Below are 15711 nucleotides of genomic sequence, written 5' to 3' on the forward strand. Positions count from 1 at the left end.
ACTCTCCTCGTATTCATAGTATCTTTACGCCGTGGCCGATAGTTCTTACCACCAATTTACCATCGGCAGCATGAAATTCGATGGTTCTCCCATAATTGCCGCCAGTATCCTGGGCGACAATGGGTATATCGTGCTGCCGTAACACCTCAATGGTGGCCTGTACATTCCTCTCGCCGATATTCAAAACCTCGCTGGCACTGCCTTTCAACGAAAACATCTGTGCTCCTCCTGCAATTTTGGCAATTATCCTCTCCTTTTTTGCATTCATCTTTATCATCAGTTCAAGCAGGCACTCGACGGCCGTATCCACAAATTTTGCCTTATTCCGATTGTTCTTTATCAGCTTGCTCGATGGCAGCATTATATGGGCCAGCCCAGCCGTTTTGGTGGCCTTATCATACAGCGCAATTCCAACGCACGAACCCAAACCCAGGGTAACCAGCACTCCATCCTCTGCAATAACCTTTAAATCGCCCATGCCGACCTTGACTACTCGATCCATTTACCCAACCCCTAAAGCCTTAAGAATGACATTAAAAGACTCCATATCAGGTATGACTATAAAATGGCTCCTAAACCGGTCCGTTCCGTTTATCAGATCGGTTTCTATAAACATTGCCTTATCGCTGGTTTGACCGAATTGAATCATAGGAACGCTTAAGATAGCTCCCAGCATATCACAGGCAAAATAGGGGACAGATGGTTTGGTGGTCAGTCCGGTAAACGAGGATATGGCCCCCAGATAGGCAGCTGTAAGTATATTCCCGAGCTCTTCCAATGCCGATACCTCAATTTCAGAAAAGTCCCGATTGGAAATACTGCCACAAGCATTTCCTAACAACAGCCCTGTGATACGCTTGGCTGAAATTACATCCAGCACCAATAATACAGTGCCGCTTATATCGCCTTTAAACTCAAGATATATGCCCACTACAGGGGTTTCAGCTCCCTCCATTATGTCTTCCAAATCTTTAAACTCGGCTATCTTTACCTCGGGAACATTCATGTCGATTCGCCTGTTTAGCATCTTTGAAAGGGATGTAGCAGCATTGCCAGCTCCAATCGTGCCTATCTCCCTCAATATATCCAAATACAGGGAATTTATATCATCAAAGGAAAATGACATAAACCTTACACTCCTAGCCTTTTCAGTTTAACAGCCATTCCAAAGTACGGGGTATATCTACTATCATAACCGGCTTATCTCCAAAGTTTATGAGCCCGGAGATGACCACCTTTCTCTTTCCATCTAAAGCTTCCCCGCCCCACTGCACTCCATCTTGAGGTATATTCAATATCTCGGTTACCCGGTCAACTATCATCCCTATTCGGCACTCGTCGTATCGCAGTATTGCTATCCGCGTTGCATCGTCAGCCGTCTTTTCTTCATAGCCCAGCATGCGCCTCGCGCTCATCACCGGCATTACATCCCCTCTCAAGTTGATGATCCCTAGTACCTCGGGGGGACTGTGGGGCACTCTGGTTATCTGCGTCATCCTCTCTATGGACTCCACAAACAGCACATCTACAGCGTATATTTCATCATCTATCTCAAAGGCTATGTACTGCTTAAGCTGACCGCTCTCTGACAATTTCATGACCCCCCTTTAAATCAAGTGGTTTACATCCAGGATGAGCACCACACGCCCATCACCCAGGATAGTGGCTCCTGACACGATCTTGATCTTGGAAAGCGCTTTTCCCAGCGGCTTGATGACTATCTCCTGCTGGCCTATCAGCTCATCCACAGACAGTGCCGCCAACCTTTCTCCCTTCTTTACTATCACAGCAGTGACCACATCATCCGCCTTAACCTCTCCGGGACATTCCAGCACCTTTGCCAGTCGGAGAAAAGGTATTAGAAGTCCGCGATAATCGATGAACTCTTTTTGGCGTACCAGCTTTATAGATTTTGCAGGTATTTCTATTATCTCTTTTATGGAACCTATAGGTATGGCATAAACCTCCTGCCCTACGGATACAAGCAAAGCCTGAATGATGGAAAGGGTTAGAGGCAATCTGATTATAAACCGCGTTCCGTGGTTTGGACGGCTGTCTATATCAACCACACCGCCAATGGACTCGATTTTGGTCTTAACCACATCCATCCCCACACCGCGCCCTGAAATGTCGGTTACTTTTTCAGCAGTGCTGAAACCCGCTTCAAATATAAACTGCAATATCTCCTGCTGGCTTAAGGTTTCGGCTTCCTCGCGTGACACCAGCTTTTGCTCTATCGCGCGCTTTAAAACCTTGTCGATATCTATGCCCCTTCCATCGTCGCTGACCTCTATCACCACGCTATCGCCATCATGATAGGCTTTAAGCTCCACAAGCCCGGCAGAGGGTTTACCAAGGGCTATACGCTCCTGAGGAGTTTCTATACCGTGGTCAATGGCATTTCTGATGAGGTGTATTAGCGGCTCCCCGATCTCATCGATGATGGTCCGGTCAACCTCTGTTTCGGCTCCGAATATGTTGAGCTTGACTTCCTTGCCCGTACTCCTGGCTAGATTCCGAACCGTTCTGGGAAATTGTTCAAACACCACCTGGATAGGGATCATCCTTACTTTCATTACAGCGTCATGGAGCTCTCCTGTCACCCTGCCCAGATACTCCAACGATTCGGCCATTACCGCCGTGTCGCCATACCGCTGCAAATCTTGTAGGCGGTTCTTTATGATGATCAGCTCGCTGACCAGGTTCATGAGCCTATCCAGCCTTTCGATATCAACCCTGATGCTCCTGCCGGTTCCCCTGGATATCTTATCCTTAATTTGGGGCGCAGCCGTCCTATCCGTCTCCTGGGCTTGGGGTTTCTTGCTTTGGCTGTGGCCGTGTATATCATCCGGGTGAATTTCCCTTATATCGATGCTTTCTATCTCCGAAATGCTGTCCAGCTCCTTCTTTATAGTGTCGAGCTCGGCTTTGCATACCGCCACCACTGAAAAAGATAGATCAAATTTTTCCTCTTCTATGTCCTGAGCCGAAGGGTTGGAATAAATTATATGGCCAAAGTTTTCGATGGCTTTAAAGATTATGTACGCCCGGGCAGCCTTCATGAGGCAGGTCTCCTTGAGCCTAACTTCTATGTAATAAGGCGTAAATCCGTTTTTCACTGCTTCCTCCATCACGTGTAAATGGTGATCGGCCAGGGGTAAGCCTTCTCTTTCCAGCTTTTGTGGGCTATGGTCCGCATCCTTGCTACCTGAATCATCTACAAGGCCCTGAAGTTTAGCACTTATATCGTTTATATCCATGAAATCCTCCATGCCCTTGTCTATAATGCCTTGGAGTAACCCATCAAGGATATCCAAAGCCTCAAATAGCGCATCCATAATGTCGGCGCTCACGTCCATATTTCCTTTTCTAATTTTATCCAGCACATTTTCCATGGCATGCGCCAGGTTTGCCATGTTTTTAAAGCCCATGCTACCAGCCATGCCCTTTAAGGTGTGGGCCGATCGAAATATCTCGTTTATCACGTCAGCATTGTCCGGCTGCTGTTCCAGCACAAGAAGGTTGTTATTCAGGTTTTGAAGATGTTCTTTGCTCTCCTCGATGAATAGTTTCATATACTGTTCGTTATCCATTGAATTAACCCCCCAATCCTTTTGCTTTGTACAAGGCTATGCTCCTCACGAAGGCTCCCTTTTATAGTCTGCCTGCTTAATCTATATGAGGCCTTTTGCCTTTAACCTGCGCTGCTGCTGAAATATGAACCGAATTAACCTATCCCGCTCGGATTCTAAAATATCGACAAACTTAATCCCCGCTTCAAATCTGTAATGACCCTCCACGCAGGGACTAACCCTTATAACCAGCCCTTTTAATTCAAGGAAATCTTTTTCACCGATTGAAAGGCGGCATTCCAGCTGTTGGCCTGGCTTCAATTCCTCATCGGTCAAAAGCCGCATCCCACCGCCGCTTACGTCTACAGTATAAGCTTTGATATAATCCGTCCTGTCTGGCTGATTGTTCTGATCAGCCAACCTGAAAAGGACAGGCAAATTTATCTTTAACCTGTAAAAGTTACGCCTCTGAATCCTGTGTATGGGTGAAACTCGCTTTAGGCGTATAAGCTGTATCGCCTCTGTCTGCTGTCGGTCCATGACCTCGGCCTCAAAGTAGAACTGTCCCCGCTCGCGAAAGAAATTTACCGTTACTCTTTGCCCAATGGCCAACACGACAGGCTCCCCTTTTATCGTGGGCATGGTAATGAGCAATTCATCATCTTGAGGGACATCCTGCACCATGCTGAAACAGGTTTTGGGATCCGCATTTAAACGTCCCCGTACCACCACCTCGATTTTCTCTCCAACATTTATGGCGTCTTTTATAAGCATGGTGTTCCCATCAACCCCCTAAAGCGCTTTTCGCTTAAAGTCCAACAGCTTAAGAAACTGGTTTACATATCCTCTAAATCCTTGTGCCTCACCGACGTCGGCCCGCTCTCCTGCCACTATAGCGTGGGCCATGGCATACACCTGCCTTGATGCATGGCTTCTTGGGTATTCCAGCACAAAAGGCCTTTGCCGTTTGGTAGCCTTCACCACCGCATCGTCATACAGGATATACCCCAGAGGTTCCAGTTTGACATCAAGAAACCTTTCAGCCACCCTTATAAACTTGTCCATAACGTCCGTTGCCTCCTGGGCGCTCTCGGCCCTATTGACCACCACCCTTAAGCTCATATCCTTCTTTATGGATACCACCGATTTCACCAGAGCATATGCATCGGTTACCGACGTAGGTTCGGGCGTGGTGATAACAATGGCTTCGTTGGCAGCCAGAATCATCCGAATAACCTTGTCGGAGACACCAGCTCCAGTATCTATCATTATTATATCTGCTAGATCGTCCAATCGCTCAAGCTGCTTCATCAGGACTTCCATATCCTGGGTGGAAAGGTTTAGGAGCTCCCATATACCTGATCCTCCTGCAATGAATCTGATACCACATGGGCCTTCGACTATAACCTCTTCAATGCTCTTTTTGTTGGTAATTACATGGAACAAATTGTACCTGGGGATCATCCCAAGCATTACGTCTATGTTGGACAGCCCGAAATCTGCATCTATAATGAGCGTCCTGTGTCCCATGCTGTTTAAAGCGATGGCACAGTTGAGGGTGAAATTGGTCTTGCCCACACCGCCCTTTCCGCTGGTTACAGTTATGATACGCCCCTTTTGAAGCGAGGCACGCTGCCTTTCCCTTAACTCATTTACAATCTGCCTTAACTTTTCGGCCTGGTCCATCAAACTTCCACCCTCTTCATAATACAGGATAACAGCTTATTAGGGTCAGCCACCTCTATATCATCGGGCACGCTCTGGCCGGTAGCTATGTACGACAGCGGCCTACCGCTGATATGGCGGCAGTTTAATATGATCCCATAGCTGGAAGCTTCATCCACTTTAGTGAACAGCAGCTTGTAATCGGGCAAAAAGCTGTAGCTCCTTATTATATTTAAACACCCGGAATAGCTTGTGTTGCAGCTCAGAACCAGATAGACTTCATCGGCCTTGCTCAAAGAGATTAGCTCCAATATTTCCTTTTCCTGCGCCCTGTCCCTGATGCTCTTGCCAGCCGTATCTATAAACACCACATCTTTATCATTGTGTTCTTGGAGAGCATCTACCACCTCCCGGGGCGAATACACGATGCTCAAGGGAAGCTCCATGATCTCTGCATATATCTTGAGTTGGTCCACCGCTGCAATCCTATATGTATCGGCGGTTATGAGCCCAACTCTCATCTGCTTTTGTATGGAAAATATGGCTGCCAGCTTTGCCAGAGAGGTGGTCTTGCCAACTCCGGTAGGACCAACGAATATCACCACTTTACGCCTGCCAGGCGATACCTCCAAAGGCCGAGAAGGCCCAATGCGCTCCATCAGCACCTGTTCCAAACACCGCTTGAAATCAGCAGAGCTCCTCTCGTGAAGCAGACCAGCTTTTTGTATGATGTCCTTTGCGATGTCCTCGTTTACCTCATTTTTAACAAGCATCTCATAATATGGAATGTATTCGTGTTTTATGTTTAGGTCTGCACGGCCTTCCGTTGCTTTTAAGCTACTCGTCAATTTGTCTAACATTTCACCCATATTGGCGATCTGAGCTTCTAGTTTCTCCAAAACCCGACTGGTATCATCCTGCCTACCTAACAGAGCATAGCTTGTAGCGTTGGCTGACATTACCCGGCGGGGGATGAAATTTTCCTCCCTGGATTCATCGGCAGCTGCCACCACTTCAATGAGCGGCCTTTTAAACCAACCCATTATCCCCTTTTGTCGTACCTTGCGGGTGCTGAGTATGAGGGCATCTTTACCCATTTCAGCCTTTACCTTTTGCATAGTCTCCTGAACGGTATGGCCGATATACCTCTTCACCTTCATAGCTTTAAGCTTTCACCACCCCCACTGACCGTATCTCCACCGAGCTATCCAGCTCATTATATGACAAAACCACCAAGTCGGGCGCTACCTGCTCGGTCAGCTTCTTGAAATACATCCTCACCACCGGCGCTGTCAGCACTATGGGCTGCAAGCCCAGAGAAGTGAACTTTTCCAGCTCCCTGGTGAGGCTTTTAAATATGGATTGCACTTTATTGGGCTCTAAAGCCAAATAAGAACCGTGCTCGGTTTGCTGAACGCTATCCATTATGGTCTTTTCAAGCTCAGGGGCAAGCGTTAAAACTTTTGCCTTTTTGTCGGGCACAAATCTCAACGTAATGGTGCGGGATAGGGCCTGACGCACATATTCGGTCAGCATGTCGGGATCTTTGGTTATATTGCCGTAGTCAGCCAGCGTTTCCAGTATGGTAACCATGTCTCGTATGGGCACGTTTTCCTTTATCAGGTTGGACAGAACTTTTTGGACCTCGCCAAGGCTCAAAGTTTTTGGCACCACTTCCTCCACCAATGCTGGATACTTTTCCTTCAAGTTATCCAGCATGGTCTGTACGTCCTGCCGATTGATAAGCTCATAGCCGTGCTTCCTGATGACCTCGGTAAGGTGGGTGGATATAACCGAAGGCGCATCCACCACAGTATAGCCCAGCATCTCGGCCTTTTCCCTCTGATGCTCTTTAATCCATTTGGCGGGCAAGCCAAAGGCGGGTTCCACCGTATCGATACCTTCTACAGGCTGCTCAACGGTCCCCGGATCCATGGCCAGTAGATGGTCGGGCAAAACCTGCCCCCTGGCCACCTCAACTCCCTTCACCTTTATGACGTATTCGTTGGGATCTAGCTGTATGTTGTCCCTCAGCCTTATTACCGGCACAATGAGACCTAGGTCCAATGCCATTTGCCTTCGTATCATGACTATCCTGTCCAACAGATCTCCGCCCTGGTTGACGTCAGCCAAGGGTATAAGGCCATAGCCAAATTCGACTTCCAGGGGGTCAATTTCCAAGAGCTGCATTACGTTTTCGGGCTTTCGCATCTCCTCCAGTACATTCTCGGAAGTAGCCTCCTGCCCAGCAGTCGTCAACGCCTCCCTGGAGGCCCGCATCATGATATAACCCATATAGGCCATGCCAGCCCCCATTATAAACAGTATCCAGCGCGGAAAGCCCGGGAAAAAACCCATAACAAACAGAAGAACCGATGCCAGTATAAGCACCAGAGGCTGATCAGTTACCTGCTTAACCAGGTCCCGTCCCAAATTGGATTCGGAAGCTGCTCTGGTGACGATAATGCCGGTAGCGGTGGAAATAAGCAAAGCGGGAATTTGGCTCACCAGCCCATCGCCTATGGTCAATATGGTATACCGCTCAAGCACCTCTTCAATAGACATCCCCATCTTGGTCAGACCAATTATAATGCCGCCCACTATGTTTATGATGGTGATCAAAATCCCCACTATGGCATCGCCTTTTACGAATTTGCTGGCACCGTCCATGGCGCCGTAAAAGTCGGCCTCCTGCTGTATCCTTTGCCTGCGCCTTTTAGCCTCGTTCTCGTCAATAAGCCCAGCGTTCAGATCGGCGTCTATCGCCATCTGCTTTCCGGGCATGGCATCCAGGGTAAAGCGCGCTGCGACTTCCGCTACCCTCTCGGCCCCTTTAGTAATGACGATGAACTGCACGATTATTATGATTAGAAACACAATGGCCCCCACCACCAGGTTGCCCTGTACGACAAAATTGCCAAAGGTTTCGATCACCCTTCCGGCCGAACCTTTGCCCAGAATAAGCTTGGTAGACGATATGTTGAGGGCCAAGCGAAAAAGGGTGGCGATGAGGAGCACCGAAGGAAATACCGCAAAATCCAGCGGCTCCTTTACGTAAAGGGTGACAAACAGTATGACCAACGACAAAGAAAGATTGATGGTGAGGAGTATGTCCATCATGACTTCATTCAGCGGTAGGATGATAAGAAGAACGACGGCTACCATTATAAATGCGATGAAGACGTCTGCAAACTTCAACCTCCAAAACCTCCCCCTCAAATACGTTTCCCCTTCACGCTGTAAACAAAGGCAAGAACTTCTGCCACCGCACGGAACAGCTCAGGGGGTATGGTTTGTCCTACCTCGGTGGATTTATATAGCATCTGAGCCAGAGGCTTGTTTTCCACTATATACACCCCATGCTTTTTGGCTATCTCCTTGATCTTGAGCGCGACATAATCCTGTCCCTTGGCCACCACCACTGGTGCATCATGTTCTTTTGGATCATAGCGCAAAGCCACCGCGAAATGTACGGGGTTGGTTATGACCACATCCGCCTTGGGTATTTCCTGCATCATCCTGCGCAAGCTAATCTGCCTTTGCCGCTCGCGGATGCGAGAGCGAATAAGGGGATGCCCTTCCACTTCCTTGAATTCATCCTTCAACTCCTGCTTGGTCATCCTAAGGCTCTTTTCATACTCCCACCATTGATAGAAATAGTCGAACACCGCAAGTATGATGAACACCACTGCCATCTTGATTCCGATGTTATAGGCCATATTTGCCATTACAATAAAGCTATTTCTAAGGCCCAATTGAGCCAGTTGGGCAAGTGACTTTATATCTGCCATAAACTCTTGGTAGGATATGAAACCCACTATAGCCAGCTTCAGCAGAGACTTTAACAGTTCAACAAAGGTTCTCTTTGAAAATATCCTCTTTAAGCCTTCCAGAGGGTTTATACGGCTCAAATTGGGCATGAGTGGCCTCGTGGTAAATATAAAACCAACCTGGCAGAAGTTGATGGCCAGCCCGGCCACCATAATCAGCCCACATATCGGCAGCACCGCCAGTGCTACCGTATACACTATCTCCTTGACCATTGCCAAAATTCCGACCTGTGTATTAAGCTGCTCAATGAGGCCATCAGCTTGAAGATATCTATTATATGCCCGATACAGCTTATCCATCACAAAAGAGGAGGTAAGCTTTAAAGCCAACAGCCCTATCACAAGGGTTGCGGCAGAACTCAATTCTACACTTTTGAAGACCTGACCTCTTTCCCTTGCCTCCCTCCTCTTTTTGGGAGTGGCCTTCTCGGTCCTTTCCTCGGCAAAAAGCTGAAGGTTCATGCGCATCATTGCAGATTCAACCCTTGTATTACGCTCCTTATTCCTTTGAACATAGAACTAAAGGCACCGTCCATCATGCTTATCAATACTGGGACCGCCAAAAACAGCACCACCAGCCCTATCAGTATTTTAAAGGGCAGCCCGATAACGAAGACGTTCATCTGCGGTATTGCCCTCACCAATATGCCAAATACCACCTCGGCCAACAAGGCCGAAGCTATGGCTGGCACCGCCATCTTCAATCCCAGCACGAAGAACTCCACAAACATGTTAAACAGCGGGCGCACTATATCCCCAGATAATGCCGCTTTTCCCAAGGGCAATGCCTCAAAGCTATACATCAGCAGCCTGATGAGGGCATGATGTCCATCCATAGCGAAAAACAACACCATGGCAAGCACATTGTTAAAATTGCCCACTAAGGGGATCTGTATGTTGGTCTGGGGGTCCAGTATATGCACAACGCCAAAGCCTATCTGGTTGTCTATTAACTGCCCTGCCAGCAAGAAAGCCGAAAAAGTAAACAGCACCACATAGCCCATGATAAGGCCAATAAAGATTTCCTTTATGATATAAAATGCCAGCTCTATGTAAGAGCTTATATCCATTGCCTCATCATAAACGGGGTAATAAACCGCTGCAATAAAGGTCAGCGCCAGTATAAGCCCTATGGTGAAGATGGCAGGAACGTTCCTTCTACCGAATACCGGCGACATGAAGAACATGCCAGATATCCTGGCCAGCGCCAAAAGCACAGCATCGATGTTTAATAAAATCCTTCCAAGAGCATCCAGCATCTTCTGTTCACAATCCCAGTATGGTATTTATGCTATTATACAGCCTGAGCGTGAAATTTACCATGGTCTCTAAAATCCATGATCCGAATATGATAAGCGCAACAGCTACTGCCAAAATTTTGGAGATGAAAACGAGGGTATGCTCGTTTATCTGCGTAATGGCCTGGAATATGGCCACGATGAGGCCTACCACCAGGCTCAGCCCCAGCATGGGAGCCGCCAGCAAAATCCCCGTGTATATGGCCTGTTGCGCCAACGTTATTATCTCCCTCTGGCTCATTGCATCACTTCCCTTCATCTGAATCCTGCCACCAAATTTTTAATCACCAGGTTCCATCCGTCCACCATTATAAACAGCAGTATCTTAAGGGGCAGGGAGATCATAACAGGAGGCAACATCATCATTCCCATCGACATGAGGGTACTGGCCACCACCATATCCACGATGATGAAGGGTACATATATCAAAAAGCCGATCTGAAAGGCGGTCTTAAGCTCGCTGGTTATAAAGGCCGGTATCACCACGCGCATAGATATATCGTCATAGGTATCGGGTTGCTCCTGGCCTGAAAGCTCCAAAAACAATGTCAGATCCTTCTCCCTGGTCTGTTTTAACATGAATTCCCGTATGGGCTTTATGGCCTGCTGGGCAGCAACATGTTGGTTTATGTCCCCCTTAAGATAGGGTTGAATGGCACTTTCATTTATCTGAGACATAATAGGTGCCATCACAAAAAAAGTGAGAAAAAGTGCAAGCCCTATTAAAACCTGGTTGGGCGGCGTCTGCTGTGTCCCCAAAGCATTTCTTACAAAAGCCAGTACGATTATTATACGGGTAAAGGCGGTCATCATTATGAGGATGGAAGGCGCCAGCGCTAGTACCGTCAGGATCCCCAGTATTTCCAGGCTATCCACCACATCCTGGGGCGATTGGGCGGCCTCCACCTCTAAACGGGGAATGGGGATAGAGGGCTGTGCATAAGCTCTGTAAGCCCATATAAGAGATAAGGATATCAGTACAACAAACAACATAACCACAAAAAGCAGCTTCTTAAGCATCCCCATTCGCCTCACCTTTTAGCTTTTTCACATAATTCCCCAATAGCTTGGCAAAGGTCCCGTTTTCCTCTTCGGAATGAAGGGGTATCAGGTCTTGCTGGGTAATCTGCCCTAAAAACTCCATATTCTGGCCTGTAATTCCCACTATGTAGTATTGATTGCCCACCTGTATTAGGCACACCCACTTATCCCTTCCCAAAAAGATTCGATCGATTACCTTTATGTATTTTCCACTGGTATAGCCGCCAAACTTGGTGCCCACAAACCGCGCCGTTAGATAGGCCAGGGCCAAAACGACTATAAATGCTATTAAAATGCCTATAGCACGGAGTATCTCTTCCATCTTTCCATTCATCCAATAATCTTTTTTACTGATTCAATAACCCTCTCGGCCTGGAAGGGTTTAACAACGAAATCTCGTGCTCCCGCCTGTATCGACTCGATCACCATGGCTTGCTGTCCCATAGCAGAACACATCATTATCTTGGCATCCGGGTTTATCTTCTTAATCTCACGAACCGCTTGTATGCCATCCATCTCGGGCATGGTAATATCCATAATAACCAGGTCTGGCTGAAGCTCCTTATACTTTTCAACAGCCTTCAACCCGTTTTCAGCCTCGCCGGCTATTTCATATCCATTCTTGGTCAGTATATCCTTGAGCATCATGCGCATAAATGCGGCATCATCCACCACCAAAATCCTTTTCCCCATAATCATCCTCCCTTTTGTTCATGAATATTATCGTATTAAAGACAAAGCTCATTTAAGGCTCGATATCCTTTTGTCAGGGCTTATTATATCAGTAATCCTAACGCCAAAACTGTCGTCAATTACCACCACTTCTCCTTTGGCTATTACCTTCCCGTTCACCAGCACGTCTATGGGCTCACCGGCCATCTTGTCCAGCTCTATTACAGAACCGACGTTGAGCTCAAGGATTTCTTTTATCAGCTTATGGGTCCTCCCCAGCTCCACCGAGACCTGCAGCGGCACATCCAGTATCAAATCGAGATTGTTCCTGCTGGCGCTTGCAGCCTTTTCCTCCAAGGGCTGAAATGAAACAGGCTGCACATTAATGGGCTGGGCTTTTGACTCCTCGGCAAAAACCTTATTCTCATGTTGGCTTACCTTATACTCCTGTTGGTTTCTCGAACCTTGCGCGGTCTGTGACGGTTCTTGAGAGCTGGAGACATCGCTCACTTGCTGTGTAGCTGCCTGCTGGTATTGCCCCAGCAAATTGCTCAGCAAGTCCTTTGCAAAATCAATAGGCAATAACTGCATGATATAGCTATCTATAAGCCCCTCGACCACCATCTTAAAGTTGATCCGGACTATGGGCTCATCGGATTTAAAAAGGGTATTGGAGAAATCCCCGCTGAAATCCATGATAAAAGTATTGGGCGGCGATATCAAAATGCTCTTGTTGAACATGGTGGACAATGAAGTACATGCAGAACCCATCATCTGATTCATCACTTCGCCTATGGCGCTTAAGTGCAGGTCGGTAATCTCCCCCTCAATATTGGTACCGCCTCCACCCATCATCAGGTCAGTGATGATCTTGACATCCCTATCCTGTATTATCAGTATGTTTGTCCCTTCCAATCCTTGGGTATACTTCACCTCTGCAGCTACAAAGGGAATGGGATACTGCCTTGCCAGCTCCTTAATAGTGGTTATAGTCACTTCAGGGGTGGTGATGGTCACCTTCTTGCCCACCAGGGTTGAAAGGGTAGTTGCCGCAGCACCCATGCTGATGTTGCCTATTTCTCCTATGGCATCAATCTCTTCCGGGGCAAGCTGCTGCGACGGTTGCATGGCAATATCCTGACCTCTTAGCAGAGCGTCTATTTCTTCCTGGGATAACATTTCGTTCATGTCCATGTTTTAAATCTTTCCCCCTTCTTCGCATATACTGGTAATTTGAACAGCTAAGTTATGCTTTTTCAAGCCCACAATTCCGCAAAACTTTTTGACATCGCCAACGTAGATGGCGATATCCTCATCGACTTTCTTATCCAGTTTGATGACATCACCTTTCTGAAGCTCTATTAGCTCTCTGATGGTAATGCTGGCCTGCCCCAACACCGCCCTCACTTCAACAGGAGTGGCCTCTATCTGAGCCGCTAACAACTGGTAGTACTTGCGCTCGTCTTCTTCAGCAAGCTTTGTGGAGAACCAGTGCTTGGAGCTCAACCGCGATATAATAGGTTCAATGACTAGGTAAGGAATGCATATGTTCATCATCCCCTCGACCTCTCCGATGTGAGCATCAAGGGTTACTATGGCAATGGGTTCGTTTGGCGAAATTAGCTGAGCAAACTGGGCATTTGTCTCTATGTGCTCAAGCGTAAACTCAGCATTGACTACGTTAGCCCATGAGCTGTTCATAATGGGCAAAAGCTGTCTTATTATCCTTTCGATCAGCACAATCTCGATCTCGGTAAAATCCCTGACTTTCTCAGGGGCCAAGCCCAGACCGCCCAACATGCGGTCGATGATGGCATACACCACATTGGGCGAAAACTCCAGTATTATGGAACCCTTCAATGGCCTGAAGCCGATGATCCCCAAAACGACAGGAGCAGGGAGTGAATTGATGAACTCGCCGTATGTCTGCGGTTCCACCGATACCAGTTCTATCTGGCAATAGGTGCGCAGGATTCCCGAAAAATACGACCCCATCAGCCTCGCCAAGTTTTCGTGTATGATCTGGAGGGTACGAAGCTGATCTTTGGCAAATTTTTTGGGCCTTTTAAAATCGTATACGCTAACCTTTTTTTCGCGCGCCTCTTCCTTTATCTCGTTTATGTTTACCTCCCCAGCCATAAAAGCTTCCAGGAGAGCGTCAATTTCTCGCTGCGACAGTACTTCAGCCACAAAATAGTACCTCCCTTACCCCTTTATTGCATCACAAATTCGTTAAAATATATGCCGATGATAGAATGAATCTTTAAGGTTTCCTCTAACTCCTGTTTTATTCGATTTCTCAAAATTTCCTGAATATCGCTGCGTTTTATGTCATCTTCCGAAACATCCCGCAGTATCGAAATGATCCTATCCCTTACCTTATGCGAATTCTTGTTTAAAACATCCACGTCATTCTGGTTTCCAACTTCTATGGATATATCTACTTTTATATAATGGTCACCGCCCTTTAAATTGGTGATAAAAGGCTGGTCATCGTGAAACACAAAGATTTTCTTATTTAAGTTATCCTCATAATCTTGCGGAAGACCATTAACTGCATTTGATGGATTCAGTATCAGATACAATATAAACCCCATCCCAACAAATAAAACCCCAAAAAGCGGTATTACTATTGCCAACAACTTCTTCATATCCATATCCCTACTTAACCCCTTTACTCTATAGTTTGTACATTATCTACATTGATAGCTTTCACTATCTGTACATCAACCCGCCTGTTCTTAGCCCTTCCCTCTTCCGTTTCATTTGAGGCTATGGGATAATACTCTCCATAACCTTCACCGGACAGCTTATTTCCCGGAAAACCATGCTTTTCCTGAAAATACCTTACAACCTTTATGGCCCTGTCAGCCGAAAGCTCCCAGTTTGTAGGATAAAATATGGTGTTTATTGGCTGCGTGTCGGTGTGCCCCTCGACGCGCACTCTGTCAATTTGGTCAATGTAATTGAGCAATATATTGGCTATTCGGTCAAGTATTTCCTTGGCTTCGGGCTTGAGTTCGGCCTTACCCACATCAAATAGCACGTAATCCTTAAAGCGGATAAGGATTTCAGTCTGTGTAGGCGAGAGCTCAAGCTGTGCCGGAATTTTATTTTGAGCTATGTACTGGCTCATTTGCTCATAAAGCTTTAGAAATGGATCCACCTGCCCAATATTCTTTTGCTTTCCATGCCCCTCCTGCATCTTGTTTCCCACAAGCTTTTCCAGATCAACGGGTGAAATCCCACTTTGATTCACCCCCGGTATATCGCTGATGCTGGCCCCACCTTCCAGGATCCCAATGCTTCCCCTCAACGACTCCACCACTGCTTCCCATTTTTGCATGTCTATAATGGAAAAGGAGTACAGCATTACGAAAAACGTCAAGAGTAAAGTCACCATATCCGAATAGGTGGTAAACCATTCAGCCACCCCACCAGATGACTTTTTGGCTCTTCGTTTCCTTGCCATTTTATATCTCACCTGCGTTTGAATTGTTGTCTAAAGCCTTTCTCTCTTGCGGTGACAAAAACGCTTTAAGCTTTTCTTCTATGATTCTGGGGTTTTCCCCCGCTTGTATGGAAAGTATACCTTCCAGCATAATCTCCTTGTATAGCATCTCCTGTGCGCTT

Annotated in this window: 18 protein-coding genes; all 18 read right to left on the reverse strand. The window is 47.0% G+C overall.

Annotated elements, in window-relative coordinates; all coding sequences use genetic code 11:
- Positions 1-13: 13 nt before the first annotated feature.
- Complete coding sequence (locus tag FWJ59_RS00180) at positions 14-502, reverse strand: chemotaxis protein CheD (protein WP_414479958.1); 489 nt, start codon at positions 500-502, stop codon at positions 14-16.
- Entirely contained in the window at positions 503-1126 is a 624-nt protein-coding gene (locus FWJ59_RS00185) for a chemotaxis protein CheC (protein WP_414479959.1), read from the reverse strand.
- Between the two features lie 22 nt (positions 1127-1148).
- Positions 1149-1598, reverse strand: coding sequence for a chemotaxis protein CheW (locus tag FWJ59_RS00190; RefSeq protein WP_414479960.1), 450 nt, complete (start codon positions 1596-1598; stop codon positions 1149-1151).
- A 9-nt stretch (positions 1599-1607) separates the two neighbouring features.
- A complete protein-coding gene (locus FWJ59_RS00195) occupies positions 1608-3593 on the reverse strand; it encodes a chemotaxis protein CheA (protein WP_414479961.1) in 1986 nt (661 codons plus the stop codon).
- An 81-nt stretch (positions 3594-3674) separates the two neighbouring features.
- Entirely contained in the window at positions 3675-4346 is a 672-nt protein-coding gene (locus FWJ59_RS00200; RefSeq protein ID WP_414479962.1) for a flagellar brake protein, read from the reverse strand.
- 18 nt (positions 4347-4364) lie between these two features.
- A complete protein-coding gene (locus tag FWJ59_RS00205) occupies positions 4365-5258 on the reverse strand; it encodes a MinD/ParA family protein (RefSeq protein ID WP_414479963.1) in 894 nt (297 codons plus the stop codon).
- Complete coding sequence (flhF, locus tag FWJ59_RS00210) at positions 5258-6397, reverse strand: flagellar biosynthesis protein FlhF (protein ID WP_414479964.1); 1140 nt, start codon at positions 6395-6397, stop codon at positions 5258-5260. Before flhF ends, FWJ59_RS00205 begins: the two co-directional genes overlap by 1 nt.
- 4 nt (positions 6398-6401) lie before the next feature.
- Positions 6402-8435 (reverse strand): flagellar biosynthesis protein FlhA, encoded by a 2034-nt coding sequence (gene flhA, locus FWJ59_RS00215; RefSeq protein ID WP_414479965.1) that lies wholly within the window; start codon positions 8433-8435, stop codon positions 6402-6404.
- 17 nt (positions 8436-8452) lie between these two features.
- Positions 8453-9538: a flagellar biosynthesis protein FlhB gene (flhB, locus tag FWJ59_RS00220; RefSeq protein WP_414479966.1), complete on the reverse strand. Its 1086-nt coding sequence runs from the start codon at positions 9536-9538 to the stop codon at positions 8453-8455.
- Positions 9535-10326: a flagellar biosynthetic protein FliR gene (fliR, locus tag FWJ59_RS00225; RefSeq protein WP_414479967.1), complete on the reverse strand. Its 792-nt coding sequence runs from the start codon at positions 10324-10326 to the stop codon at positions 9535-9537. The genes flhB and fliR overlap by 4 nt, the downstream gene beginning before the upstream one ends.
- A gap of 7 nt (positions 10327-10333) precedes the next feature.
- On the reverse strand, positions 10334-10624 hold the full coding sequence (gene fliQ, locus FWJ59_RS00230; RefSeq protein WP_414479968.1) for a flagellar biosynthesis protein FliQ: 291 nt from the start codon (positions 10622-10624) through the stop codon (positions 10334-10336).
- Positions 10621-11391: a flagellar type III secretion system pore protein FliP gene (gene fliP / locus FWJ59_RS00235; RefSeq protein WP_414479969.1), complete on the reverse strand. Its 771-nt coding sequence runs from the start codon at positions 11389-11391 to the stop codon at positions 10621-10623. Before fliP ends, fliQ begins: the two co-directional genes overlap by 4 nt.
- Entirely contained in the window at positions 11378-11740 is a 363-nt protein-coding gene (locus tag FWJ59_RS00240) for a FliO/MopB family protein (protein WP_414479970.1), read from the reverse strand. The genes fliP and FWJ59_RS00240 overlap by 14 nt, the downstream gene beginning before the upstream one ends.
- On the reverse strand, positions 11737-12099 hold the full coding sequence (locus tag FWJ59_RS00245; protein ID WP_414479971.1) for a response regulator: 363 nt from the start codon (positions 12097-12099) through the stop codon (positions 11737-11739). Before FWJ59_RS00245 ends, FWJ59_RS00240 begins: the two co-directional genes overlap by 4 nt.
- A gap of 48 nt (positions 12100-12147) precedes the next feature.
- A complete protein-coding gene (fliY, locus tag FWJ59_RS00250) occupies positions 12148-13266 on the reverse strand; it encodes a flagellar motor switch phosphatase FliY (RefSeq protein WP_414479976.1) in 1119 nt (372 codons plus the stop codon).
- Positions 13267-13275: 9 nt separating this feature from the next.
- Entirely contained in the window at positions 13276-14268 is a 993-nt protein-coding gene (fliM, locus tag FWJ59_RS00255; protein ID WP_414479972.1) for a flagellar motor switch protein FliM, read from the reverse strand.
- A gap of 23 nt (positions 14269-14291) precedes the next feature.
- Positions 14292-14729 carry a flagellar basal body-associated protein FliL gene (gene fliL, locus FWJ59_RS00260; RefSeq protein ID WP_414479973.1) on the reverse strand — a complete coding sequence of 146 codons (438 nt, stop codon included), beginning with the start codon at positions 14727-14729 and terminating at the stop codon, positions 14292-14294.
- Positions 14730-14752: 23 nt separating this feature from the next.
- The gene (locus FWJ59_RS00265) at positions 14753-15550 is read right to left on the reverse strand and encodes an OmpA family protein (protein WP_414479974.1); all 798 of its coding nucleotides are present in this window, start codon (positions 15548-15550) and stop codon (positions 14753-14755) included.
- Between the last annotated feature and the right edge of the window lie 161 nt (positions 15551-15711).

It is taken from the genome of Caldicoprobacter sp. (genome assembly GCF_047459465.1).
In the GTDB taxonomy this organism is placed as follows: Bacteria; Bacillota; Clostridia; order Caldicoprobacterales; family Caldicoprobacteraceae; genus Caldicoprobacter.